Origin of the sequence: Streptomyces sp. cmx-18-6 (genome assembly GCF_046548915.1) — a bacterium.
Taxonomy (GTDB): Bacteria; Actinomycetota; Actinomycetes; order Streptomycetales; family Streptomycetaceae; genus Streptomyces.
Genome location: NZ_JAEBEP010000018.1, coordinates 1 through 23,583 on the forward strand (window position 1 = coordinate 1; position 23,583 = coordinate 23,583).

General features: G+C 70.3%; 26 protein-coding genes and 1 pseudogene. 12 read left to right on the top strand and 15 right to left on the bottom strand.

The features are described from left to right. Positions 1-124: pseudogene (locus tag ACLJPL_RS30545) on the top strand (IS481 family transposase); the annotation flags it as partial. 77 nt (positions 125-201) lie between these two features. Here the strand turns inward: ACLJPL_RS30545 and ACLJPL_RS30550 are convergent. Further along, entirely contained in the window at positions 202-474 is a 273-nt protein-coding gene (locus ACLJPL_RS30550) for a hypothetical protein (RefSeq protein WP_411084195.1), read from the bottom strand. A 278-nt stretch (positions 475-752) separates the two neighbouring features. On the opposite strand from ACLJPL_RS30550, the gene ACLJPL_RS30555 reads away from it, so the two are divergent. Further along, positions 753-1,633, top strand: a protein-coding gene (locus ACLJPL_RS30555) for an IS5 family transposase (RefSeq protein WP_411084196.1) whose coding sequence is annotated in 2 segments (ribosomal slippage) — positions 753-1,113 and positions 1,113-1,633 — 882 coding nt in all. Because the reading frame shifts where the segments join, the coding sequence is not laid out codon by codon here. A gap of 15 nt (positions 1,634-1,648) precedes the next feature. On the opposite strand, the gene ACLJPL_RS30560 is transcribed toward ACLJPL_RS30555, so the two are convergent. Further along, positions 1,649-1,918 (bottom strand): GntR family transcriptional regulator, encoded by a 270-nt coding sequence (locus ACLJPL_RS30560; protein ID WP_411084197.1) that lies wholly within the window; start codon positions 1,916-1,918, stop codon positions 1,649-1,651. Positions 1,919-2,297: 379 nt separating this feature from the next. On the opposite strand from ACLJPL_RS30560, the gene ACLJPL_RS30565 reads away from it, so the two are divergent. Next, on the top strand, positions 2,298-2,429 hold the full coding sequence (locus ACLJPL_RS30565; protein ID WP_411084198.1) for a hypothetical protein: 132 nt from the start codon (positions 2,298-2,300) through the stop codon (positions 2,427-2,429). Between the two features lie 274 nt (positions 2,430-2,703). Here ACLJPL_RS30565 and ACLJPL_RS30570 read toward each other — a convergent pair whose 3' ends face one another. The 9 genes from ACLJPL_RS30570 to ACLJPL_RS30610 all read right to left on the bottom strand — a co-directional run bounded on the left by ACLJPL_RS30570 (position 2,704) and on the right by ACLJPL_RS30610 (position 9,787). After that, positions 2,704-3,042 (bottom strand): VOC family protein, encoded by a 339-nt coding sequence (locus ACLJPL_RS30570; RefSeq protein WP_411084199.1) that lies wholly within the window; start codon positions 3,040-3,042, stop codon positions 2,704-2,706. Positions 3,043-3,162: 120 nt separating this feature from the next. Next, positions 3,163-3,501, bottom strand: a complete 339-nt coding sequence (locus ACLJPL_RS30575; RefSeq protein ID WP_015607822.1) for a metal-sulfur cluster assembly factor — start codon at positions 3,499-3,501, stop codon at positions 3,163-3,165. Beyond that, complete coding sequence (gene sufU, locus ACLJPL_RS30580; protein WP_073880112.1) at positions 3,498-3,953, bottom strand: Fe-S cluster assembly sulfur transfer protein SufU; 456 nt, start codon at positions 3,951-3,953, stop codon at positions 3,498-3,500. The genes ACLJPL_RS30575 and sufU overlap by 4 nt, the downstream gene beginning before the upstream one ends. 10 nt (positions 3,954-3,963) lie before the next feature. Next, a complete protein-coding gene (locus ACLJPL_RS30585; protein WP_411084200.1) occupies positions 3,964-5,232 on the bottom strand; it encodes a cysteine desulfurase in 1,269 nt (422 codons plus the stop codon). After that, complete coding sequence (gene sufC / locus ACLJPL_RS30590) at positions 5,229-6,020, bottom strand: Fe-S cluster assembly ATPase SufC (protein ID WP_411084201.1); 792 nt, start codon at positions 6,018-6,020, stop codon at positions 5,229-5,231. The genes ACLJPL_RS30585 and sufC overlap by 4 nt, the downstream gene beginning before the upstream one ends. Positions 6,021-6,027: 7 nt before the next feature. Next, positions 6,028-6,345: a bifunctional 3-phenylpropionate/cinnamic acid dioxygenase ferredoxin subunit gene (locus ACLJPL_RS30595; protein ID WP_356841302.1), complete on the bottom strand. Its 318-nt coding sequence runs from the start codon at positions 6,343-6,345 to the stop codon at positions 6,028-6,030. Continuing rightward, positions 6,345-7,526 carry a Fe-S cluster assembly protein SufD gene (gene sufD / locus ACLJPL_RS30600; protein WP_411084202.1) on the bottom strand — a complete coding sequence of 394 codons (1,182 nt, stop codon included), beginning with the start codon at positions 7,524-7,526 and terminating at the stop codon, positions 6,345-6,347. The genes ACLJPL_RS30595 and sufD overlap by 1 nt, the downstream gene beginning before the upstream one ends. 99 nt (positions 7,527-7,625) lie before the next feature. Next, positions 7,626-9,047 (bottom strand): Fe-S cluster assembly protein SufB, encoded by a 1,422-nt coding sequence (gene sufB, locus ACLJPL_RS30605; RefSeq protein WP_030568051.1) that lies wholly within the window; start codon positions 9,045-9,047, stop codon positions 7,626-7,628. Beyond that, positions 9,044-9,787 (bottom strand): helix-turn-helix transcriptional regulator, encoded by a 744-nt coding sequence (locus ACLJPL_RS30610; RefSeq protein WP_411084203.1) that lies wholly within the window; start codon positions 9,785-9,787, stop codon positions 9,044-9,046. Before ACLJPL_RS30610 ends, sufB begins: the two co-directional genes overlap by 4 nt. A gap of 136 nt (positions 9,788-9,923) precedes the next feature. Between ACLJPL_RS30610 and ACLJPL_RS30615 the strand changes: the two genes are divergently transcribed. The 3 genes from ACLJPL_RS30615 to ACLJPL_RS30625 all read left to right on the top strand — a co-directional run bounded on the left by ACLJPL_RS30615 (position 9,924) and on the right by ACLJPL_RS30625 (position 12,678). Next, positions 9,924-10,850, top strand: coding sequence for an ABC transporter ATP-binding protein (locus ACLJPL_RS30615; RefSeq protein WP_411084204.1), 927 nt, complete (start codon positions 9,924-9,926; stop codon positions 10,848-10,850). Then, entirely contained in the window at positions 10,847-11,614 is a 768-nt protein-coding gene (locus ACLJPL_RS30620) for an ABC transporter permease (protein WP_411084205.1), read from the top strand. The genes ACLJPL_RS30615 and ACLJPL_RS30620 overlap by 4 nt, the downstream gene beginning before the upstream one ends. 68 nt (positions 11,615-11,682) lie before the next feature. Continuing rightward, positions 11,683-12,678 (top strand): COX15/CtaA family protein, encoded by a 996-nt coding sequence (locus ACLJPL_RS30625; RefSeq protein ID WP_411084206.1) that lies wholly within the window; start codon positions 11,683-11,685, stop codon positions 12,676-12,678. 55 nt (positions 12,679-12,733) lie between these two features. Here the strand turns inward: ACLJPL_RS30625 and ACLJPL_RS30630 are convergent, their stop codons facing one another. Both ACLJPL_RS30630 and ACLJPL_RS30635 read right to left on the bottom strand, forming a co-directional pair. Continuing rightward, positions 12,734-13,111: a hypothetical protein gene (locus ACLJPL_RS30630; protein ID WP_411084207.1), complete on the bottom strand. Its 378-nt coding sequence runs from the start codon at positions 13,109-13,111 to the stop codon at positions 12,734-12,736. Positions 13,112-13,211: 100 nt separating this feature from the next. Further along, entirely contained in the window at positions 13,212-14,165 is a 954-nt protein-coding gene (locus ACLJPL_RS30635; RefSeq protein WP_411084208.1) for a heme o synthase, read from the bottom strand. Between the two features lie 287 nt (positions 14,166-14,452). Between ACLJPL_RS30635 and tkt the strand changes: the two genes are divergently transcribed. The 6 genes from tkt to ACLJPL_RS30665 all read left to right on the top strand — a co-directional run bounded on the left by tkt (position 14,453) and on the right by ACLJPL_RS30665 (position 21,497). Then, positions 14,453-16,540, top strand: coding sequence for a transketolase (tkt, locus tag ACLJPL_RS30640; protein WP_411084209.1), 2,088 nt, complete (start codon positions 14,453-14,455; stop codon positions 16,538-16,540). 46 nt (positions 16,541-16,586) lie between these two features. Beyond that, positions 16,587-17,705: a transaldolase gene (tal, locus tag ACLJPL_RS30645; RefSeq protein ID WP_411084210.1), complete on the top strand. Its 1,119-nt coding sequence runs from the start codon at positions 16,587-16,589 to the stop codon at positions 17,703-17,705. A gap of 5 nt (positions 17,706-17,710) precedes the next feature. Continuing rightward, positions 17,711-19,243 (top strand): glucose-6-phosphate dehydrogenase, encoded by a 1,533-nt coding sequence (zwf, locus tag ACLJPL_RS30650; RefSeq protein ID WP_411084211.1) that lies wholly within the window; start codon positions 17,711-17,713, stop codon positions 19,241-19,243. Further along, the gene (opcA, locus tag ACLJPL_RS30655) at positions 19,240-20,277 is read left to right on the top strand and encodes a glucose-6-phosphate dehydrogenase assembly protein OpcA (RefSeq protein ID WP_411084212.1); all 1,038 of its coding nucleotides are present in this window, start codon (positions 19,240-19,242) and stop codon (positions 20,275-20,277) included. Before zwf ends, opcA begins: the two co-directional genes overlap by 4 nt. Further along, positions 20,274-21,056, top strand: a complete 783-nt coding sequence (gene pgl, locus ACLJPL_RS30660) for a 6-phosphogluconolactonase (protein WP_411084213.1) — start codon at positions 20,274-20,276, stop codon at positions 21,054-21,056. The genes opcA and pgl overlap by 4 nt, the downstream gene beginning before the upstream one ends. Positions 21,057-21,134: 78 nt before the next feature. Further along, positions 21,135-21,497 (top strand): VOC family protein, encoded by a 363-nt coding sequence (locus tag ACLJPL_RS30665; protein WP_411084214.1) that lies wholly within the window; start codon positions 21,135-21,137, stop codon positions 21,495-21,497. A 48-nt stretch (positions 21,498-21,545) separates the two neighbouring features. Here ACLJPL_RS30665 and ACLJPL_RS30670 read toward each other — a convergent pair whose 3' ends face one another. Both ACLJPL_RS30670 and ACLJPL_RS30675 read right to left on the bottom strand, forming a co-directional pair. Then, on the bottom strand, positions 21,546-23,075 hold the full coding sequence (locus tag ACLJPL_RS30670; protein ID WP_411084215.1) for a PH domain-containing protein: 1,530 nt from the start codon (positions 23,073-23,075) through the stop codon (positions 21,546-21,548). Continuing rightward, positions 23,072-23,581 carry a PH domain-containing protein gene (locus ACLJPL_RS30675; RefSeq protein ID WP_411084216.1) on the bottom strand — a complete coding sequence of 170 codons (510 nt, stop codon included), beginning with the start codon at positions 23,579-23,581 and terminating at the stop codon, positions 23,072-23,074. Before ACLJPL_RS30675 ends, ACLJPL_RS30670 begins: the two co-directional genes overlap by 4 nt. Positions 23,582-23,583 lie beyond the last annotated feature (2 nt).

Consider the following 23,583-nt stretch of genomic DNA (forward strand, 5'->3'; position numbering starts at 1 on the left):
CACCGAGCGCACGGCAGCCCTGGCAGACTTCCTCCACACCTACAACCACCACCGCTGCCACACCGCACTCGGAGGCCAGCCCCCGATCAGCCGAGTCAACAACCCTGCGGGTCAATACAGCTAGGGCGTGTCCGGCGGATCATTGGCTGTCGGGGCGGACGGTCCGAGAGCCGGGGAGGGGTGGGTTCGGACGGATGTGCGCTATCCACGGGCGGCGAAGTAGGCGAGCAGCCCGGCTCCGAATCCCAGGACAACCAGCTGCACGAGGCCAGGGACACGCCACCCCAAGGCAAGGAGACCACCGCCAGTGACGAGAGCACCGGCGGCCAGGAGCCACATTCCTCGTAGTGCTTCCTTGGGTGCGCTGGGCGGATTGCCACCGTTGTAGTTGTCCGCCCAGCTGGACACTCCGTACTGGATGATCACTAGCCAGGCGATGACCATCAGGTCGATAACGAGCAGGGCCACGCTCACCCCAACCTGCTCGCCGATCGACGGTTCGCCCCCGGGCCTCATAACGTCCACCGATCTGATTTGAGGTGACAGCCTGTTGCTCGCATGCCCCTCAGCATGTTGTTACGCCGGGCGCCACACATGAGCACAGGTACTCAGACCCCGGTCACTTCCTCGAAGCCCTCGAAGCGCAGCCGGATCGTCATTGACCGCGAGGGTTGAATGGCCGCGTCGGCAGCCGACTAGGGTGCGCCCGACTGCTCATGTGACTTTCCGACCGGTCGCTCGTTGGTTCGGTCATGGGTCGGGGGGATCTGACGAGTCGCGAGTGGTCGCTGCTTGAGCCGCATCTGCCGCCTTCGGGTGGCCGGGGCGGCCGGTGGAACGACCACCGCACGGTGGTCAACGGGATCCTGTTCCGGGTCCGCACCGGTGTGCCGTGGCGTGACCTCCCGGAACGCTACGGCTCGTGGAAGACCGTCTACGAGCGGCATCGCCGCTGGTCGGCGGACGGCACCTGGGACCGGCTCTTGCAGGCGGTCCAGGCCCACGCAGACCTTGCCGGTCAAATCGACTGGGGCATGGTCGGCGTCGACTCGACGTCCTGCCGGGCCCACCAGCACGCCGCGGGCGCCCGCAAGGCCAGGCCGCGGATCCCGAAAAAAGGACGATGCCCCGGCACCACCGCCCCGACGAGGGACTCGGGCGGTCCCGGGGTGGTCTGACCTCCAAGGTCCACCTTGCCGGTGAAGGCGGTTGCCGCCCCATGGCTCTACTGATCACGCCGGGTCAGTGGGGTGACGCCCCGCAGATGATCGAGGTCCTGGACCAAATCCGGGTTCCTCGCCCGCTGGTCGGGCGGCCCCGGACCAGGCCCGACCATGTCAGCGGCGACAAGGCTTACAGCTCCCGCCGAAACCGCCGCTACCTGCGGAGACGACGCATCAAGCACACGATCCCCGAGCCGAGGGACCAGCGTGCCAACCGCCGGCGCAGAGGCAGCGCGGGCGGCAGACCTGCCAGCTTCGACCGCGAGCGCTACCGGCGACGCAACGAGGTCGAGCGGACCATCAACCGACTCAAGAACTCCCGCGCGATCGCCACCCGATATGACAAGAGGGCCTACGTCTTCCACGGCACGGTCACCGCAGCAGCAGTCCGCCTATGGCTCCGCCCATGATCCGCCGGACAGGCCCTAGTCGCCCTGGTGCTCGTCCTCGCTCGCCGGCTCGACCACGTACGAGCCACGACCGGACACGGTGTAGATGAGCCCACGTTCCCGTAGCACCGCGAGGGCCGACCGCGCCGTGTTACGTGCGACCCCGTATCGCTCCGTGAGTTCCTTCTCGGACGGAAGCGCCGAACGCGGGGGCAACTCGCCCCGCTCAATCTCCGCCATCAAGTCGGCAGCGATCTGCCGGTAAGGGGGCTCCGGGGCCCGGGGGTCGATTTCGCGCGCTGCCATAGGCGGAAGCGTAGACAACCCGCCAAGCACCCTTTGCACACTAGACAGGGTTGAACATGGCTAGATGGATCTATACAGGTTGGCTTAGCGTGATTCCCCGAACACGAAAAAGCCCCGGCGAACCGGTCCTACGCGGCTCACCGAGGCACCGCCGATCAGCTAATGGGAGCTGAACGAACATGCGCGTGCCCTTTCCTGGGTGCTCTCCGTCCTCGCCCCTCGCCGGCTAGGACGCCACTCCGCCGCATTCCTCGCCGACCAGGCCGAGCCGACCCCCGCCCCCGTCAACCCGTGGTCCCGCCCGTGGACCGGCCCGACGAAAGAGCAAGCACGGGAGTTCTTCCGAAGGGAGGCGGAGAGGCAGCGTGCGGAAGACACGATGGAACTCGGCATCATCCGTGAGCGTCGCCGCGCGGCAGCCCTCGCAGCGATGGGCGTGGACTACCCGTACACCTACGACGGGGCCCCCTTCCCGCGCTCCGCGTTCGCCGCTGCGGGGGTGTCGGCATGAGCGACAGATTCCCGCCCGTCCCCGCCCCGAGCGCTGCACAGTGCTGCCGGTGCCACCGGTGGACGGAAGCCGCGATACAGGTCCGGTACATAGAGCGCATGAGCGGCCCCGGATTCGCTCTGTACGCCTGCCCTGACCACGTGGCGGAACTTCGTCCCCGGACCGTTCCCCGGAGAGCTTGAGCGGGGCGCGTAGCCCCACGCAGACAGCAAAACGCCCCGTTCGACCAAGTGCCGGGCGGGGCTCTGTCGTTGGCGCTGACGTGCGCGTATCCTCAGAACTGGTAGTCAGGAGTGTTGGGGTCGGCCAGCACCACCCAGGTGGCGTCCGGCCCCTGCCCGACGTCCAGCCGCCGTGCGCCGAGCGCGATGATCCGCTCGACCTCGGCGTCCTGGTCGTCGGGGGCGAGATCGATGTGCAGCCGGTTCTTGACGGTCTTGCCCTCCGGCACGGGCAGGAAGCACATGCCGGGCAGCGCGGTCTCATGCGCGCCGATGACGATCTCGCCCTCGTCCTCGAACAGCACCTGCCAGTCCAGCACCGCACTCCAGAAGCGGGCCAGGAGCGGCAGGTCGTGGGCGTCGACGGCGAGGTGGTACAGGCGAACGGCCATGCCGGACAGTGTGCCAGGCGGGCGCGCCGCCGCACACCGGGGCGCACGGGAACGGCCGTGCCCGCCGCCAGTAGAACTGGTGGCGGGCACGGCCGTTCGCGTCGTGCGGAAGGTGCGGGATCAGACGTTGAAGCCGAGCGCGCGCAGTTGCTCGCGCCCGTCGTCGGTGATCTTGTCCGGGCCCCACGGCGGCATCCAGACCCAGTTGATCCGGAGCTCGTTGACGATGCCGTCCGTGGCGGACTTCGCCTGGTCCTCGATGACGTCGGTCAGCGGGCAGGCCGCGGACGTCAGGGTCATGTCGAGGGTGGCGATGTTGGCGTCGTCGACGTGGATGCCGTAGATCAGGCCCAGGTTGACGACGTCGATGCCCAGCTCGGGGTCGACGACGTCGTACAGCGCCTCGCGGACCTCCTCCTCGGAGGCCGGCTTCATGGTCGCGGTCTCGTTCTCGCTCATGCGGTCTTCCCTTCGGACAGCGCCTTGGCCGTCGCGTCCTTCCACGCCATCCAGCTCAGCAGCGCGCACTTGACCCGGGCGGGGTACTTGGAGACGCCGGCGAACGCGACGGCGTCCTCCAGCACCTCCTCCATCGCGTCGTCCGGCTCCAGCTGGCCCTTGGACTGCATCAGCTCCAGGAAGGCCGCCTGGATCTTCTGCGCCTCGGGCAGCTCCTTGCCGACGAGCAGCTCGTTCAGCACGGAGGCGCTGGCCTGGCTGATCGAGCAGCCCTGGCCCTCGTAGCTGACGTCGGCGATGGTCTCACCGTCGTACTTCACCCGGAGCGTGATCTCGTCGCCGCACGTGGGGTTGACGTGGTGCACCTCGGCGTCGCCGTCCCGCAGGCCGCGCCCGTGGGGGTGCTTGTAGTGGTCCAGGATCACTTCCTGGTACATCGAATCAAGCTTCACCAGTCAACCCTCAGCCGAAGAAGTTCCGGACGTGCTCCAGCCCGTCCACCAGTGCGTCTACCTCGGCGGGCGTGGAGTACAGATAGAACGACGCTCGCGTCGTCGCGGGAATTCCGTACCGCAGGCAGACCGGGCGGGCGCAGTGGTGGCCGACCCGGACGCAGATGCCCATCTCGTCGAGGACCTGGCCCACGTCGTGCGGGTGGATGTCGCCGAGCGTGAAGGAGATCGTCGCCCCGCGGTCCTCGGCCGTCGCCGGACCGATGATCCGCAGGTCGGGGACCTCCAGGAGGCGCTTCACCGCGTACTCGGTGATCGCCTTCTCGTGGCGGTGGATGTTCTCCATGCCGATCGAGGAGAGGTAGTCCACGGCCGCGCCGAGACCGACGGCCTGGGCGATCGGGGGCGTACCGGCCTCGAACTTGTGCGGCGCGGGAGCGTAGGTGGAGGAGTGCATCGACACGGTCTCGATCATCTCGCCGCCGCCGAGGAACGGCGGCAGGTCCTCCAGGAGCTCCTGCCGTCCCCAGAGCACGCCGATGCCGGTCGGGCCGACCATCTTGTGACCGGTGAAGGCCACGAAGTCGGCCTGGAGCGCCTGCACGTCGAGCACCATGTGCGGGGCCGCCTGCGAGGCGTCGATGCAGACCAGCGCGCCGACCTGCTGGGCGCGGCGGATGATCTGCTCGACCGGGTTGACGGTGCCGAGGATGTTGGAGACCAGCGTGAAGGAGACGATCTTCGTCTTCTCGGTGATGATCTCGTCGATGTTCGACAGGTCGAGCCGGCCGTCGTCGGTGATGCCGAACCACTTCAGCTTCGCGCCGGTGCGCTGCGAGAGCAGCTGCCACGGCACGATGTTGGAGTGGTGCTCCATCTCCGTGGTGACGATCTCGGTGTCGCGGTCCACCCGGTAGGGCTCGTCGGCCCAGCCGAGCATGTTGGCCACGAGGTTGAGCGACTCCGAGGCGTTCTTGGTGAAGATCACCTCGTCGCGGCTGGGTGCGTTGATGAAGGCCGCGACCTTGTCACGGGCGCCTTCGTACAGCGCGGTGGCCTCCTCGGCGATCGTGTAGACGCCTCGGTGCACGTTCGCGTTGTGGCGCTCGTAGTACGTGTTGAGCGCGTCGAGGACCTGGCGCGGCTTCTGCGAGGTCGCCGCGGAGTCCAGATAGAGGATCTTCTTGCCGTCGTGGACCGTGCGGTCCAGGATCGGGAAGTCCTTGCGGATCGCCTCGGTGTCGAGGAGGCCGGTGAGCCCCTGTCGGGCGTCAGTCACGCGGCTGCACCTCCTGAGTTCCCTCCGTTCACGGGACCACCCTTCGTGTATGCCTCGTAGCCCTCGTTCTCCAGCTGGTCGGCCAGCTCGGCGCCGCCGGAGGCCGCGATCCGGCCGTTGGCGAAGACGTGCACGAAGTCGGGCTTGATGTACTTCAGGATGCGGGTGTAGTGCGTGATCAGCAGCGTGCCGACCTCGCCGGTCGCGCGGACCCGGTTGACGCCCTCGGAGACGGTCTTGAGCGCGTCGACGTCCAGGCCGGAGTCGGTCTCGTCCAGGACGGCGATCTTCGGCTTGAGGAGCTCCAGCTGGAGGATCTCGTGGCGCTTCTTCTCACCGCCGGAGAAGCCCTCGTTGACGTTGCGCTCGGCGAAGGAGGGGTCCATCTGGAGCCCGGCCATCGTCTCCTTGACCTCCTTGACCCACGTGCGCAGCTTGGGGGCCTCGCCGCGGACGGCGGTGGCGGAGGTGCGCAGGAAGTTGGAGACCGAGACGCCGGGGATCTCGACCGGGTACTGCATGGCGAGGAACAGGCCGGCGCGGGCGCGCTCGTCGACGGACATCTCCAGGACGTCCTCGCCGTCCAGGGTGACCGTGCCGCTCGTGATCGTGTACTTGGGGTGACCGGCGAGCGAGTACGCGAGGGTGGACTTGCCGGACCCGTTGGGGCCCATGATGGCGTGGGTCTCGCCCTGCTTCACGGTCAGGTCGACGCCCTTGAGGATCTCCTTAGTGGCGTTGTCGGCCTCGACGGAGACGTGCAGGTCGCGGATTTCAAGCGTTGCCATGGGTGACTCAGGACTCCTGGGTGACGGAGACGAGCACATCGTCCCCTTCGATCTTTACGGGGTATACGGGAACGGGGCGCGTCGCGGGCAGACCGGACGGCTTGCCGGTGCGGAGGTCGAACGACGAGCCGTGCAGCCAGCACTCGATCGAACAGTCCTCCACCTCGCCCTCCGAGAGCGACACGTTGGCGTGCGAGCAGATGTCGTTGATCGCGAACACCTCGCCCTCGGTGCGGACGACGGAGACCGGTGTGCCGTCGAGCTCGACCCGCTTGGGGGTGTCGTCCTCCAGCTCACTCAGCGCGCACGCCTTGACGAAGGACATCAGACGGACGCCTTCAGCTCGTTCTCGATCTTGTCGAGCAGACGCGCTTCCACGTCCGGCAGGCCGATCTGCTGGACCAGCTCGGCGAAGAAGCCGCGCACGACCAGGCGGCGGGCCTCCTCGGCCGGGATGCCGCGGGACTGGAGGTAGAACAGCTGCTCGTCGTCGAAACGGCCGGTCGCCGAGGCGTGGCCGGCGCCGACGATCTCGCCGGTCTCGATCTCCAGGTTGGGTACGGAGTCGACCCGGGCCCCATCGGTGAGGACGAGGTTCCGGTTCATCTCGTAGGTGTCGGTGCCCTCGGCCGCGGCCTGGATGAGGACGTCCCCGATCCAGACGGCGTGGGCGCCGTCGCCCTGGAGTGCGCCCTTGTACACCGCGTTGGACTTGCAGTGCGGGGTGTTGTGGTCGACCAGGAGGCGGTGCTCCTGGTGCTGGCCCTTGTCGGTGAAGTACAGGCCGAAGAGCTCCGCCTCGCCGCCGGGGGCCGCGTAGGCGACCCGGGGGTGCAGCCGGACGAGGTCGCCGCCGAAGGTGACGACGATCGACTTGAAGGAGGCGTCGCGGCCGACCAGCGCGTTGTGCTGGCCGACGTGGACGGCCGTGTCGTCCCAGTCCTGGACGGAGACGACGGTCAGCTTGGCGCCGTCGCCCAGCACGTAGTCGACGTTGGCGGCGAGCACCGCGTCACCGGTGTGGTCGATGACGACGACGGCCTCGGCGAACGGCTTCAGCTCGATGAGCTGGTGGCCGTAGGCGGTGCCGCCCTCGCCGTGCACGGCGATCCGGATGGGCTCGGAGAGCACGGCCTCCTTGGCGACCGTGACGACCGAAGCCTGCTCGAAGGCGCTGTACGCCTGCGCGGCGACCCGGTCCACCGGCGTGCCGGCCTTGCCGAGCCGTGCGTCGTCGCGGCCCACGGTCTCGACGGTGACGCCCTCGGGCGCGTCGATCGCGACCTTCACGCCGCCGCCGTCCACGACGGCGGTGCCGTCGTGCAGCCCGCGCAGCCGCTCCAGCGGGGTGAAGCGCCACTCCTCCTCGCGACCGTGCGGGACGGGGAAGTCCGCGACGTCGAAGGACGGGGGCGCGCTCATGCGCGTGGCGACGGTCGACTCGGCGGCCACCGCGATGGAGCCGGCGGTGGTGGAGCCCACCGGAGTGTTCTGAGCCTCAGCCATGGCTGTCGTAGTGCTCGCTTTCTCAGTCAAGAAGGGGGGTGGTTCGGTGGGGGCGGGGGCGGCCGCGAGGGCCGCCCCACAGGACCCTCGTACGAGGACCTAGCCGACCGAACCCTCCATCTGCAGCTCGATCAGCCGGTTGAGCTCCAGGGCGTACTCCATGGGCAGCTCCTTCGCGATCGGCTCGACGAAGCCGCGCACGATCATCGCCATGGCCTCGAACTCGGTGAGTCCGCGGCTCATGAGGTAGAAGAGCTGGTCCTCGGAGACCTTGGAGACGGTCGCCTCGTGGCCCATCGACACGTCGTCCTCGCGGACGTCGACGTACGGGTAGGTGTCGGAGCGGGAGATCGTGTCGACCAGCAGAGCGTCGCAGAGCACGTTGGACTTCGCGCCCGGCGCGCCCTCGCCGATCTCGATCAGTCCGCGGTAGGACGTACGGCCGCCGCCTCGCGCCACCGACTTGGAGACGATGTTCGAGGAGGTGTTCGGCGCCATGTGCACCATCTTCGCGCCGGCGTCCTGGTGCTGGCCCTCGCCCGCGAAGGCGATGGACAGGGTCTCGCCCTTGGCGTGCTCGCCCATCAGGTAGATGGCCGGGTACTTCATGGTCACCTTGGAGCCGATGTTGCCGTCGACCCACTCCATGGTCGCGCCCTCGTAGGCGACGGCGCGCTTGGTGACCAGGTTGTAAACGTTGTTCGACCAGTTCTGGATGGTCGTGTAGCGGCAGCGGCCGCCCTTCTTCACGATGATCTCCACCACGGCGCTGTGCAGCGAGTCCGAGGAGTAGATCGGGGCGGTGCAGCCCTCGACGTAGTGGACGTAGGCGTCCTCGTCGACGATGATCAGCGTCCGCTCGAACTGGCCCATGTTCTCCGTGTTGATACGGAAGTACGCCTGGAGCGGGATCTCGACGTGGACGCCCTTGGGCACGTAGATGAACGAGCCGCCGGACCACACGGCCGAGTTCAGCGAGGCGAACTTGTTGTCACCGACCGGGATGACGGTGCCGAAGTACTCCTTGAAGAGCTCCGGGTGCTCCTTCAGCGCGGTGTCGGTGTCCATGAAGATGACACCCTGCGCCTCCAGCTCCTCGTTGATCTGGTGGTAGACGACCTCGGACTCGTACTGCGCGGCGACGCCGGCGACCAGGCGCTGCTTCTCCGCCTCCGGGATGCCGAGCTTGTCGTACGTGTTCTTGATGTCCTCGGGCAGCTCCTCCCAGGAGGCCGCCTGCTTCTCCGTGGAGCGCACGAAGTACTTGATGTTGTCGAAGTCGATGCCCGACAGGTCCGAGCCCCAGTTCGGCATAGGCTTCTTGCCGAAGAGCTTGAGGCCCTTCAGCCGCAGCTTCAGCATCCACTCGGGCTCGTTCTTCTTCTCCGAGATGTCGCGGACGACAGCCTCGGACAGGCCGCGCTTCGCCGCCGCGCCTGCCGCGTCGGAGTCGGCCCAGCCGAATTCGTACGTACCCAGACCCTCGAGCTCAGGGTGGGCAGTCTCCGTGGGGAGCGTCATGCGGGGTTCCTCCCGGCCGTGCTTGCAGATGCTGAATGGGTGGTCTGTGGGGGTGCTGCGTGGCCGCTGCGCGGCACGTACGTCGTGCACACGCCGTCGCCGTGGGCGAGGGTGGCCAGACGCTGCACATGGGTCCCGAGGAGGCTGGAGAAGAACTCCGTCTCCGCCTCGCACAGCTGTGGGAACTGCTCGGCGACATGCGCCACCGGGCAGTGGTGCTGGCACAGCTGCTCGCCCTGCTGCGGGCCCGGCGCGCTTCGCGCCGTAGCAGCGTACCCGTCGGCGCTCAGGGCCCTGGCGAGGGCCTCCGTGCGCTGCTCGGGCTCCGCGGCCTCGACGGCGGCGCGGTACGCCTCGCCCATCGCGGCCATCCGGGCCCGGGCGAAGGCGGTGATCGCCTCGTCCCCGCCGGATGCGGCGATGAAGCGCAGGGCGTCGGCGGCCAGCTTGTCGTAGGACTGGTCGAAGGCGTCCCGCCCGCAGTCGGTCAGGGCGAACACCTTGGCCGGCCTGCCGCGGGTCCGCGCCCCGTAGACCCGCTGTTCACGGGCTTCGACGACATCGTCGGAGACGAGGGCGTCCAGGTGGCGGCGGACGGCGGCCTGGGTGAGGCCGACGCGCTTGGCCAGATCGGCGGCGGTGGACGGACCGTGGTCCAGGATGGAGCGCGCGACCCGGTTGCGCGTCGAGCGCTCACCGGTCGCGAGTTCCTCCTGAGGAGTCCCACCGTCGTATTTCACAACACCATTGTTGCGTAATTCATTCGGCCATGACAACCACGGTCCGAAACGATCTACGGTGTGGTTCGTCACTTAGGGTTACCTAATCTGGCCCCGGCAGAGGGCGGGCCGCACCCCCTGCCTAGACTTACGCGCCATGGAGAACGAGCCCGTCGTACAGGTCAAGGGCCTGGTGAAGCGGTACGGCACGAAGACCGCGGTGGACGGCCTCGATCTGGTGGTCCCGACCGGCGTGGTGACGGCCGTGCTCGGCCCGAACGGCGCCGGGAAGACCACCACGATCGAGACCTGCGAGGGCTACCGCCGCCCCGACGCCGGCACGGTACGGGTCCTCGGGCTCGACCCGGTCGCCGACGCGGAGCGGCTGCGCCCCCGGATCGGGGTCATGCTCCAGTCCGGCGGCGTCTACTCCGGGGCGCGGGCCGACGAGATGCTCCGCCACATGGCCAAGCTCCACGCCCACCCCCTGGACGTGGACGCCCTGATCGAACGCCTCGGCCTCGGCTCCTGCGGCCGCACCACGTACCGGCGGCTCTCCGGCGGCCAGCAGCAGCGCCTGGCCCTGGCCCTCGCGGTCGTCGGCCGGCCCGAGCTGGTCTTCCTGGACGAGCCGACCGCCGGGCTCGACCCGCAGGCCCGCCGCTCCACCTGGGACCTGGTGTGCGAACTGCGCGCGGACGGGGTCTCCGTGGTGCTGACCACCCACTTCATGGACGAGGCCGAAGCGCTCGCCGACGACGTGGCGATCATCGACGCGGGCCGGGTCATCGCCCGGGGCAGCCCGGAACAGCTCTGCCGGGGCGGCGCGGAGAACACCCTGCGCTTCACCGGCCGTACGGGGCTCGACCTCGGCTCCCTCCTCAAGGCGCTGCCGGACGGCTCCGGGGCCGCCGAGCCGGCCCCGGGGACGTACCGCATCACCGGGACCATCGACCCGCAGCTCCTGGCCACCGTCACCTCCTGGTGCGCCCAGCACGGCGTGATGCCCGAGGGCATCTCGGTGGAGCGGCACACCCTGGAGGACGTCTTCCTCGAACTGACCGGCAAGGAGCTGCGCGCATGAGCGCCGGTACGTACACCCCGCGCCCCGGCGCGGCCCCGCTCCCCCGGATGATCGCCGCGCAGACCGCGCTGGAGACCCGGATGCTGCTGCGCAACGGTGAGCAGCTGCTGCTGACGGTGATCATCCCGACGCTGCTGCTGGTGCTGTTCAGCGCGGTCGACGTCGTCGACACCGGCCCGGGCGCGTCGGTCGACTTCCTGGCCCCGGGCATCCTGGCCCTCGCCGTGATGTCGACCGCCTTCACCGGCCAGGCCATCGCCACCGGCTTCGAACGCCGTTACGGAGTCCTCAAGCGGCTCGGGGCCTCCCCGCTGCCGCGCTGGGCGCTGATGACGGCGAAGACCCTGTCGGTGCTGGTCACCGAGGTGCTCCAGGTCGCGCTGCTGACGGCGATCGCCTTCGCGCTGGGCTGGTCGCCGCAGGGCGACCCGCTGTCGGTGCTGCTGCTCCTGGTGCTGGGGACCGCCGCGTTCTCCGGGCTCGGGCTGCTGATGGCCGGGACGCTGAGGGCGGAGGCGACGCTCGCCGCCGCCAACCTGGTCTTCCTGCTGCTGCTGGTCGGCGGCGGGGTCATCGTGCCGCTGGAGAAGTTCCCCGGCGCGGTGCAGTCGGCGCTGGGGCTGCTGCCCGTCTCGGCGCTCTCGGAGGGGCTGCGGGACGTCCTCCAGCACGGCGCGTCGATGCCGTGGGCGCAGGCCGGGATCCTGGCGGTGTGGGCGGTGCTGGGGCTGGGCGCGGCGGCGAAGTTCTTCCGCTGGGAGTAGCGGGACCAGCCAGGGCAAGCCGCCATGAACCCACCCCTCGTGAAAACGTGCACAAGCCGCGTCCTACGATGGTCCGCGTGGAAACCCCCATCTCTGCCATCGCCAAGCGCTGGACGCCGTCCACCAAGGTGGTGAAGCGCGCCGCGCTCTCCGCCATCATGATGAGCGTCTTCATCATCGTGACCGGCGGCGCCGTCCGGCTGACCGGTTCGGGCCTCGGCTGCGACACCTGGCCCAAGTGCACCGACGACAGCCTCTTCGCGACGCCCGAGCAGGGTCTGCACGGCGCGATCGAGTTCGGCAACCGGCTGCTGGCGTACGTCCTGTCGGCCGCCGTCGGCTGGGCGATCATCGCCGTCAGTGCGATGAAGCCGCGCCGCCGCAAGCTGACCCGGCTGGCCTGGTTGCAGTTCTGGATCGTGCTGGGCAACGCCATCCTCGGCGGGATCACGGTCTGGGCGGGGCTCAACCCGTGGACGGTGGCCGGGCACTTCCTGCTGGCCAACGTGCTCCTGGCGGTCGCCGTGATCACCTGGGTCCGGATCGACGAGGGCGACGGCCCGGCCCGCCCCCGCGCGCCCCTGCCCGTACGCCGGCTCGCCCGGGCGATCCTGGCGACCACCGTGGTCCTGATCGTGCTCGGCACCTCGGTGACCGGTTCCGGCAAGCACGCGGGCGACAGCAGCGACGTACCGCGCATGCCGTGGGACTGGTCGGCCGCCGCACACATCCACGCCATCGCCGCCTGGGTGGTCTGCGCGCTCGCCATCGCGATGTGGCTGGCCCTGCGGGTGGTCGACGCGCCCGCCGACGCCCGGGCCCGCGCCCGTGACCTGCTGGTCGTGCTGCTCGCCCAGGGCGCGATCGGGTACGTGCAGTACTTCACCGGCGTTCCCGAGCTCCTGGTCGGCGTCCATATGTTCGGCTCGGCCATCCTGTGGATCGCCGTGATCCGCCTGATGATGAGCATGCGCGAGCGCGGCGACGACGCGCCGGCCACACTGCCGGGTCCCTCCGCCTCCGCCGAGCGGCGGGAGTCGGCGTCCGCTCCGGCGGCCCAGTAGTCGATACGGCGAAGGGGCGGCGGGCAGGTGCCCGCCGCCCCTTCGCCGTATCCGCTCAGCTGTCGTTGGACGGGCCGCCGACCTGGATCCCGGCCATCCTCGACCACTCGTACGGGCCGGTGCGGACCTTGAGGGCGAACTCGCCGTCGAACTCCTCGTGCACCGTGATCCCGGCCTTCTGGACCGCGTTCTTGGCCACGGCGTAGGTCGGGGCCACCAGGTCGCCCCAGGCGCCGTCCTCGCCGACCAGGACGATGCGGGTGCCGGACTCGCCGATGTAGGCGAGCTGCCCCTCGGCGCCGCCGTGCTCCTTGGCGAAGGAGCCGATCTCGCGGGCCAGCTTCGCCGCCCTGCGCTCCGCGCGGGCCGCCCGCCGGGCGTCGCTCCGGCCGGTCTGTTCGGTCTCTGCTGCGTCTGCTGCCGTCTCTGCCATGGACAGGATGCTACCGACGAGTAGACAGACTGGCGACGGGCGGGTCACGTGGCATGGGCCACGCGAACCGCCCGTGGAGGGAGGAACCGAAGAGAAGCGCCTACCGGAGGAAGGGGTCCACCGCGACGGCCAGGAAGAGCAGCGAGACATAGGTGATGGACCAGTGGAACAGCCGCATCTCCTTCAGCTTGCCGCCGGTCACCCCGGACTTGGCCCGGTTCTGGAGGCCGTGCGCCTCCCAGAGCCAGAAGCCGCCGGCCAGCAGCGCCACCGCCGTGTAGAACCAGCCGGTGTAGCCCAGCGGGGTGAGCAGCAGCGAGACCGCGACCATCACCCAGCTGTAGACGACGATCTGCTGGGCGACCACCCGGTTGGAGGCGACGACCGGGAGCATCGGGACGCCGACCCGGGCGTAGTCCTCCTTCACCTTCATGGAGAGCGGCCAGTAGTGCGGCGGCGTCCAGAAGAAGATGACGGCGAAGAGGATGACGGCGGCCCAGGAGAGGGAGTTCGTCACGGAGGACCAGCCGATGAGCACCGGCATGCAGCCGGCGATGCCGCCCCAGATGATGTTCTGCGAGGTGCGGCGCTTCAACAGCATCGTGTAGACGACGACGTAGAAGAGCAGCGCCCCGAGGGCGAGTGCGGCCGACAGCCAGTTGACGAGCAGTCCGAACCACAGGGTGGAGACCACCGCGAGGGAGATGCCGAAGGCGAGGCACTCGCGCGGGCTGACCATGCCGGTGACCAGCGGACGCTGCGCCGTGCGGTCCATCAGCGCGTCGATGTCCCGGTCGATGTACATGTTCAGCGCGTTGGCGCCGCCCGCCGAGAGGTACCCCCCGATGGTGGTGGTGAGTACGAGCCACAGGTCGGGTACGCCCTGCGCGGCGAGGAACATCACCGGAACGGTGGTGATGAGCAGCAGCTCGATGATCCGTGGCTTGGTAAGCGCCACGAATGCCTTGACACGGGCCCCGTACGGGCGATGGCCCCCTGGGCTGGGAGTCAAGGCGACCCCTGCGGGTCGGGACTCGACGGCCGTCACGCACACCCCTGACAGAGAAATCCCAGCAAGCTCCGGGCGAGGAGGCCCGGTGAAGACTTGCGCGAACCCGACCACTCTAAACGTTGGGCACACACCGTCCTTCGCGGGGGTGGGGTCGTGTTGGGGGTGACTGTGCGATGGACGGGGGCGGGCGGCCGGGAGGCGAAGTGCGCAGGTCGACCGCACCCTGGAAAGTGCACGGAAAGTGTGTCCTGTGGCGGGGGTAGGCTCGACAGCGCCCGGTGCGGTAACAGTCACCGGTTTACGACAGTGGAGAGGAGCCCTGACTCAGGGTGAGCATCAAGCCGACCACCACAGACCTCCAGTGGACCGATTTGGACCAGCGGGCCGTGGACACCGCCCGCGTCCTCGCCGCGGACGCCGTACAGAAAGTCGGAAACGGCCACCCTGGCACGGCCATGAGCCTGGCTCCCGCCGCGTACACCCTGTTCCAGAAAGTCATGCGGCACGACCCCGCGGACGCGGAGTGGACCGGCCGCGACCGGTTCGTGCTCTCGGCGGGCCACTCCAGCCTGACCCTGTACATCCAGCTCTACCTCGCCGGTTACGGCCTGGAGCTGGACGACCTGAAGGCTTTCAGGACCTGGGGCTCCAAGACGCCGGGCCACCCGGAGTACGGGCACACCACCGGGGTCGAGACGACGACCGGCCCGCTGGGCCAGGGCGTCGCCAACGCGGTGGGCATGGCGATGGCCGCCCGCTACGAGCGCGGCCTCTTCGACCCCGAGGCGGCCCCCGGCGCCTCCCCGTTCGACCACACCGTCTGGGTCATCGCCGGTGACGGCTGCCTCCAGGAGGGCATCTCGGCCGAGGCGTCCTCGCTGGCCGGGCACCAGAAGCTGGGCAACCTGGTCCTGCTCTGGGACGACAACCACATCTCCATCGAGGGCGACACGGAGACCGCGGTCTCCGAGGACACCCTCAAGCGGTACGAGGCGTACGGCTGGCACGTCCAGCGCGTCGAGCAGCTGCCCAGCGGCGACCTGGACCCGGCGGGTCTGTACGCGGCGCTCCAGGCGGCCAAGGCCGAGACCGGGCGCCCCTCGTTCATCGCGGCCCGCTCGATCATCGCCTGGCCCGCCCCGAACGCCCAGAACACCGAGGCGGCGCACGGCTCGGCGCTCGGCGACGACGAGATCGCGGCGACCAAGCGGGTCCTCGGCTTCGACCCGGAGCAGACCTTCGAGGTCTCCGACGCGGTCATCGGCCACACCCGTGAGGCGCTGGACCGCGGGCGCGAGGCCCGTGCCGAGTGGGACAAGGCGTTCGCCGCGTGGCGCACCGCCAACCCCGAGCGCGCCGCCGACTTCGACCGGATCGCCGCGGGCGAGCTGCCCGCGGGCTGGGAGGAGAAGCTCCCGGTCTTCGAGGCCGGCAAGTCCCTGGCCACCCGTGCCGCGTCCGGCAAGGTGCTCCAGGCGCTGGGCGAGGTCGTGCCCGAGCTGTGGGGCGGCTCCGCCGACCTCGCCGGTTCGAACAACACCACCATCGACAAGACGTCGTCGTTCCTGCCGGTGGGCAACCCGCTGCCGGAGGCCGACCCGTACGGCCGCACGATCCACTTCGGGATCCGCGAGCACGCGATGGCCGCCGCGATGAACGGCATCGCGCTGCACGGCAACACGCGTATCTACGGCGGCACCTTCCTGGTGTTCTCCGACTACATGCGCAACGCGGTGCGGCTCTCCGCGCTGATGCACCTGCCGGTGACGTACGTGTGGACGCACGACTCGATCGGCCTCGGCGAGGACGGCCCGACCCACCAGCCGGTCGAGCACCTGGCCGCGCTGCGCGCCATCCCGGGCCTGAACATCGTGCGCCCGGCCGACGCCAACGAGACGTCCATCGCCTGGCGCGAGATCCTGCGCCGCTACACCAAGGTGTTCGGCGAGGGCGCCCCGCACGGCCTGGCGCTGACCCGGCAGGGCGTGCCGACGTACGAGGCGAACGAGGACGCGGCCAAGGGCGGTTACGTCCTGTTCGAGGCTGACGGCGGCGAGCCGCAGGTGCTGCTCATCGCGACCGGCTCCGAGGTGCACGTGGCCGTGGAGGCGCGCGAGCAGCTCCAGGCGGCCGGTGTGCCGACCCGGGTCGTCTCGATGCCCTCAGTCGAGTGGTTCGAGGAGCAGGACCAGGCGTACAAGGAGAGCGTGCTCCCGCCCTCGGTCAAGGCGCGGGTCGCCGTGGAGGCGGGCATCGGCCTGACCTGGCACCGGTACGTCGGGGACGCCGGGCGGATCGTCTCGCTGGAGCACTTCGGCGCTTCGGCCGACGCGAAGGTCCTCTTCCGCGAGTTCGGCTTCACCGCCGAGAACGTGGCCGCCGTCGCGCGGGAATCCCTCGAAGCCGCAGCGCGCTGACGCCGTATATACGACGTAGATATACGACTAGTAGGAGATGCAACCCATGACAGACGCACTCAAGCGCCTCTCCGACGAGGGCGTGGCGATCTGGCTCGACGACCTGTCGCGCAAGCGGATCACCTCCGGCAACCTGGCCGAGCTGATCGACCAGAGCCACGTCGTCGGCGTCACCACCAACCCGTCGATCTTCCAGAAGGCGATCTCGCAGGGCGACGGTTACGAGCAGCAGCTCACCGACCTCGCCGCCCGCAAGGTCACCGTCGAGGAAGCCGTCCGCATGATCACGACGGCGGACGTCCGCGACGCCGCCGACATCCTGCGCCCGGTCTTCGACGCGACCGGCGGCCAGGACGGCCGGGTCTCCATCGAGGTCGACCCGCGCCTCGCGCACAACACCACGGCCACCGTCGCCGAGGCCAAGCAGCTGGCGTGGCTGGTCGACCGGCCGAACACGCTCATCAAGATCCCGGCGACCAAGGCCGGTCTCCCGGCGATCACCGAGACCATCGGCCGGGGCATCAGCGTCAACGTGACGCTGATCTTCTCGCTGGAGCGCTACCGCGAGGTCATGGACGCCTACCTGGCGGGCCTGGAGAAGGCGAAGGCCCTGGGCCTGGACCTCTCCAAGATCCACTCGGTGGCGTCCTTCTTCGTGTCCCGCGTGGACACCGAGATCGACAAGCGGCTGGACGCCATCGGCTCCGAGGCGGCGAAGGCCGCCAAGGGCAAGTCGGCCCTGGCCAACGCGCGCCTGGCCTACGAGGCGTACGAAGAGGTCTTCGCGGGCGAGCGCTGGGACGCCCTGGACAAGGCGCGGGCCAACAAGCAGCGCCCGCTGTGGGCCTCCACCGGCGTCAAGGACCCGTCGCTCAAGGACACCCTGTACGTCGACGACCTCGTCGCCCCCAACACGGTCAACACCATGCCGGAGGCGACCCTGGAGGCCGTGGCCGACCACGGCGAGATCACCGGCAACACCGTCGCCGGCGGCTACGACCGGGCGCGCGCCGACCTCGACGCGATCAAGAAGCTCGGCGTCTCGTACGACGAGGTCGTGCAGCTGCTGGAGGACGAGGGCGTCGAGAAGTTCGAGGCGTCCTGGAACGACCTGCTCAAGTCGACCGAGGCGGAGCTCTCGCGCCTCGCCCCCTCGGAGGGCTGACCACTTTGTCTGCTGTTCCCGGAGCCAACCCGCTCCGTGACGCACAGGACCGACGGCTCCCGCGTATCGCGGGGCCGTCGGGCCTGGTCATCTTTGGCGTCACGGGCGATTTGTCCCGTAAAAAGCTGATGCCCGCCGTCTACGACCTGGCCAATCGCGGCCTGCTGCCACCGGGCTTCTCGCTCATCGGCTTCGCACGCCGCGACTGGGAGGACGAGGACTTCGCCCAGGTCGTCCACGACGCCGTCAAGGAGCACGCCCGTACGCCGTTCCGCGAGGAGGTCTGGCAGCAGCTCATCCAGGGGATGCGCTTCGTCCAGGGCAACTTCGACGACGACGAGGCGTTCGAGACGCTGAAGGCGACCATCCAGGAGCTCGACAAGGCCCAGGGCACCGGAGGCAACTTCGCCTTCTACCTGTCCGTGCCGCCGAAGTTCTTCCCCAAGGTCGTCCAGCAGCTCAAGAAGCACGGCCTGGCCGACCAGAAGGAAGGCTCCTGGCGACGGGCTGTCATCGAGAAGCCGTTCGGCCACGACCTGGCCAGCGCGCAGGAGCTCAACCAGCTCGTGCACGACGTCTTCCCGCCCAACGAGGTCTTCCGGATCGACCACTACCTGGGCAAGGAGACGGTCCAGAACATCCTGGCGCTGCGGTTCGCCAACACGATGTTCGAGCCGATCTGGAACCGGTCCTACGTCGACCACGTACAGATCACGATGGCCGAGGACATCGGCATCGGCGGCCGGGCCGGTTACTACGACGGCATCGGCGCCGCCCGTGACGTCATCCAGAACCACCTGCTCCAGCTGCTGGCGCTGACCGCGATGGAGGAGCCCGGCTCCTTCCACCCCAAGGCCCTGGTCGCCGAGAAGCTCAAGGTGCTCACCGCCGTCGAGCTGCCCGAGGACCTGGGTCTGCACACCGTGCGCGCCCAGTACGAGCACGCCTGGCAGGGCGGCCAGGAGGTCCTCGGCTACTGCGAGGAGGACGGCATCGACCCCAAGTCGACGACCGACACCTTCGCCGCGATCAAGCTGACGATCAACAACCGCCGCTGGGCGGGCGTGCCGTTCTACCTCCGGACCGGGAAGCGGCTCGGCCGCCGGGTCACGGAGATCGCGGTCGTCTTCAAGCGCGCGCCCTACCTCCCCTTCGAGTCCGGCGCGACGGAGGAGCTGGGCGGCAACGCCCTGGTCATCCGGGTCCAGCCGGACGAGGGCGTCACCGTGCGCTTCGGCTCCAAGGTGCCCGGCACCTCGATGGAGGTCCGGGACGTCACGATGGACTTCGCGTACGGCGAGTCCTTCACGGAGTCCAGCCCGGAGGCGTACGAACGGCTCATCCTCGATGTGCTGCTCGGCGACGCCAACCTCTTCCCGCGCCACCAGGAAGTCGAGCTCTCCTGGAACATCCTCGACCCGATCGAGGAGTACTGGGACAAGCACGGCAAGCCCGCGAAGTACCAGGCGGGCACCTGGGGTCCCGTCGAGGCGGACGAGATGCTCGCACGCGACGGACGGAGCTGGAGGCGGCCATGAAAATCGATCTCACGGAAACCACGTCCAGCAAGATCAACCAGGCGCTGGTCTCGGCCCGCCGGGCCATCGGCACCCCCGCCATCGGCATGGTGCTCACGCTGGTCATCGTCACCGACGAGGAGAACGCCTACGACGCGCTCAAGTCGGCCGGCGACGCCTCGCGCGAGCACCCCTCGCGGATCATCGCGGTGATCAAGCGGGTCAGCCGCTCGCCGCGCGCCCGGCGCGACGCCCGCCTCGACGCCGAGGTCCGGGTGGGCTCCGACGCGGGCACCGGCGAGACCGTGGTACTGCGGCTGCACGGCGAACTGGCCAACCACGCCCAGTCGGTGGTGCTCCCGCTGCTCCTGCCGGACGCCCCGGTCGTGGTGTGGTGGCCAGAGGGCGCCCCCGCCGACCCGGCGAAGGACCCCCTGGGCGCGCTCGCCCAGCGCCGGATCACCGACACCTACTCCGCCGAGCGCCCGCTCGACGAGCTGGCGGTGCGGGCGGCGACGTACAGCCCCGGCGACACCGACCTGTCGTGGACCCGGATCACGCCGTGGCGCTCGATGCTGGCCGCGGCCCTGGACCAGCAGCCGGCGACGGTGATCGGCGCGACCGTCGAGGGCGAGAGCGACAACCCGAGCTGCGAACTGCTCGCGATGTGGCTCGCGGACCGGCTCGGCGTCCCGGTGGAGCGCACGCTCTCCGGCGGCCCGGGGCTGACCGCCGTACGGATGGAGACGAAGAACGGCGTCATCGTCCTGGACCGGGCGGACGGCTCCCTGGCGACTCTCTCCATGCAGGGCCAGCCGGACCGCGCGGTGGCGCTCAAGCGCCGTGACACCGCCGAGCTGCTGGCGGAGGAGCTGCGTCGGCTGGACCCGGACAACACCTATGAGTCCGCGGTGAAGTTCGGGGTGGAGAAGCTCCACGCGGGCGGCGAGGTCAGGGCGACTCCGGCCGCCTCGGCCGAGGAGAAGGCCGCGGAGGGCGCGCAGAAGGCCCCGGCGGCGAAGAAGGCCCCGGCAAAGAAGGCGGCTGCCAAGTGACGCCTCCTCAGCTGGTCGTGCACCGCGACAAGGAGCTGATGGCGCAGGCCGCGGCGGCCCGGCTGATCACGAAGATCGTGGACGCCCAGGCCGCCCGGGGCCACGCCTCGGTGGTGCTGACCGGCGGACGCAACGGCAACGGCCTGCTGGCCGCGCTCGCCGCCGCGCCCGCCCGGGACGCGGTCGACTGGGCGCGCCTGGACCTGTGGTGGGGCGACGAGCGGTTCCTGCCCGATGGCGACCCCGAGCGGAACGTCACCCAGGCCCGCGAGGCGCTGCTCGACTCGGTGCCGCTGGACCCGGCCCGGGTGCACGCGATGCCCGCCTCGAACGGCCCGTACGGCGAGGACGTGGACGACGCGGCGGCGGCGTACGCGGCCGAACTGGCCGCCGCCGCAGGGCCGGAGGACCACGGCCCGGTGCCGTCGTTCGACGTGCTGATGCTCGGCGTCGGCCCGGACACCCATGTCGCCTCCCTCTTCCCGGAGCTGCCCGCCGTCCGGGAGACCGAGCGCACCGTCGTCGGTGTGCACGGGGCCCCCAAGCCGCCCCCGGTCCGCGTCTCGCTCACCCTGCCCGCGATCCGCGCGGCGCGTGAGGTGTGGCTGCTGGCGGCGGGCGAGGACAAGGCGGAGGCGGCGGCCATCGCGCTGTCCGGGGCCGGGGAGATCCAGGCCCCGGCGGCGGGCGCGTACGGCCGCAGCCGGACGCTGTGGCTGCTGGACGCGGCGGCGGCCTCGCGGCTGCCGCGCGCACTGTATCCGCCGGCGTCCGCCTGAGCTTTTCCGGCCTCCGGCCACCAGGCCCGGCCCGCTTTCTCCGAGCGGACCGGGCCTGTCGCGTGTAAGGCTCGCCCCATGGTGCATATCGGAACCGTGGTGATGGGCGCGAGCGACGTGCAACGGGCCGCCGCCTTCTGGAAGGCCGCGCTGGAGTACACCGAGCGCGAGCCGGGAACGGACGACTGGGTGGTGCTGGTCCCGGTGAGCGGACCCGGCGTGGGACTGTCGCTGGGCCGCTCCGTCTCCCCCGTCCAGGAGGTCCCCCGCGTCCACCTGGACCTCTACTCCGACACCCAGGAGGCCGAGGTGGAGCGGCTGATCGGGCTGGGCGCGCGGCGGGTGGCGTGGGAGCTGTACCCGCCGGACCCGGACTTCGTGGTGCTCGCGGACCCCGAGGGCAACCGCTTCTGCGTCATCGACACGACGCACGGCGGCTGAGGGCCCGTCCGGCCCCGAGCCGCCGGACGCTCCCCGGGCCCAGCGGCCTCAGCCGCCCTCGGGGGCCCGCTCCAGGAAGGGTTCCAGCAGCCCCGGCACGGCCTCGGCGGCGAAGGCCAGGCCCTCGGCCGCGCCGGTGTCGTACGCGCTGTACGCGCCTCCTCCGGCGGCCGTGGTGGCGGTGAGGGTGAGCAGCCCGGCCCGCCGCTGGAAGTACGACTGCTTGACGGTCCAGCCGATCACCCCGGCCCGCTCCAGGGCGGCGGTGGAGCGGCGGAACGTGCCGGAGCGGGTCACCAGGTAGCGGCCGGACAGCGCGTGGCCGAGGTTCCGGTACGCGTCCACCGCCAGCGCCGCCGCGAGCGGCGGGAACACCGCCGCGCAGCCGAGCGCGATCCACAGCAGTACGGGGGTGAGCAGCGCCCCGAGGACGGCGAGGAGCAGGATGGGGGCGAGGGCCGCGGCGAGCGCCCAGCGCAGTCTGCGGCCCCGGGCGGCGCGCGGGTGGCGGGTCAGCGCCGCGCCGGTCGGGGTGACCGCCTCGCGCAGGACGTCGGCGGCGACGGCATCGGCCGTCCCGCGCGGCACGGCCGGGAGCACCGTGTCGTGGTCGGCGTTCCTGGAGGCGTTGTCCTTGGCGAGCCCGGTGGTGATGGCGTCCAGCCGGGCCGCGCCGACCAGCCGTACGCCGAGGGGTTCGACCAGGTCGACGCCGCGCAGCCGGGCCTCCTCGACGGAGATCGAGCGGGAGGTGAGCAGCCCGCGCCGGACCCTGAGGGTGCCTCCGGGCTCGCGCTCCAGGCGGTAGTTCCACCACATCTCGATCCAGAGGCCGAGCGCTCCGACGACACCCGCGACCAGCGCGGCCGCGACGAGGGCGACGATCATCCAGAGGAGCGGGGTCTCCCGGAAGCGGTCGCCGACCCAGGCGATGACCTCGCCCTGCGCTCCGACCCAGTCGCTGATCTGCATCACGGCTCCGGCCGCCGCGCCGCCGAGCATGGGGGCGACGAACGAGACCGGTGCGTAGCGGATCCAGCGCGGGTCGAGGGCGGCCAGTTCGCCGTCGCGGTGGACGGCCCCCTCGGGGGCGGTGACGGCGCGCTCCAGCAGGAGGCGGCGCAGCCGTTCGCCCTCGGTGCGGGTGACCGGGTCCAGTTCGAGGGTGGACTCGGAGCCCTGTTCGCCGGTGCCGATCCTGACGGTGACCAGGCCGAGGAGGCGGAGCAGCGGGTTGGCGGTGAGGTCGACCGTGCGGATGCGGCGCCGGGCCAGGGAGCGGCGCTTGACGAGGAGCAGGCCGGTGTGGAGCTCGACGCGTTCCTCGCCGATGCGGTAGCGGGTGCGGTGCCAGCGGACCCGGTCGACGCCGGCCGCGGCCCCGATGACCACGACGGCCGCGGCGAGCACCCAGAGCACCGCGCCCGGGAGCCCCAGCCAGCGGGCGAGCCCGAGGGTGGCCGGCAGGGCCGCGCCCGCGACGACGCCCGCCACGACGAGGGCGGAGACCACTACCGTACGGGGGTCCAGGCGGCGCCAGTCGTCCTCGGGGGCATACGGCGGGCGCTCGGTGCTCATGTCGCGTCGCCGGGGGTGTCGCGGGTGATGCGGGTCAGCCGTTCCGCGAGCTCGGCGGCGACCTCGTGGTCCAGGCCCTCGATCCGTACCGCGCCCTTGGAAGAGGCGGTGGTGACCGTGACGGTGGCGAGCCGGTAGAGCTGTTCCAGCGGGCCGCGCACGGTGTCCACGGTCTGGATGCGGGACATCGGCGCGATCCGCCACTCCTGCCAGAAGAACCCGGTGCGCACGTACACCGCGTCCTCGGTGACCTCCCAGCGGTGGGTGCGGAACCACCACAGCGGGAGGAGGAGGGCGGACGCCACGCCCGCCGCGGCGATGACCGCGGCGGGCAGCAGCAGCCAGAAGCGGGCGGGCTCGATCAGCGCGCCCAGCACGGCCAGTGGCACGACGGGCACGGCGGTCATCAGCAGCCACTGGACCCGCCACCAGCCCACGACCCGCTCGTTCAGCGTGTTGCGCGGCGGCCGCAGCCGTATCTCCGCCGCCCCCTCCCCCGATGGCATGG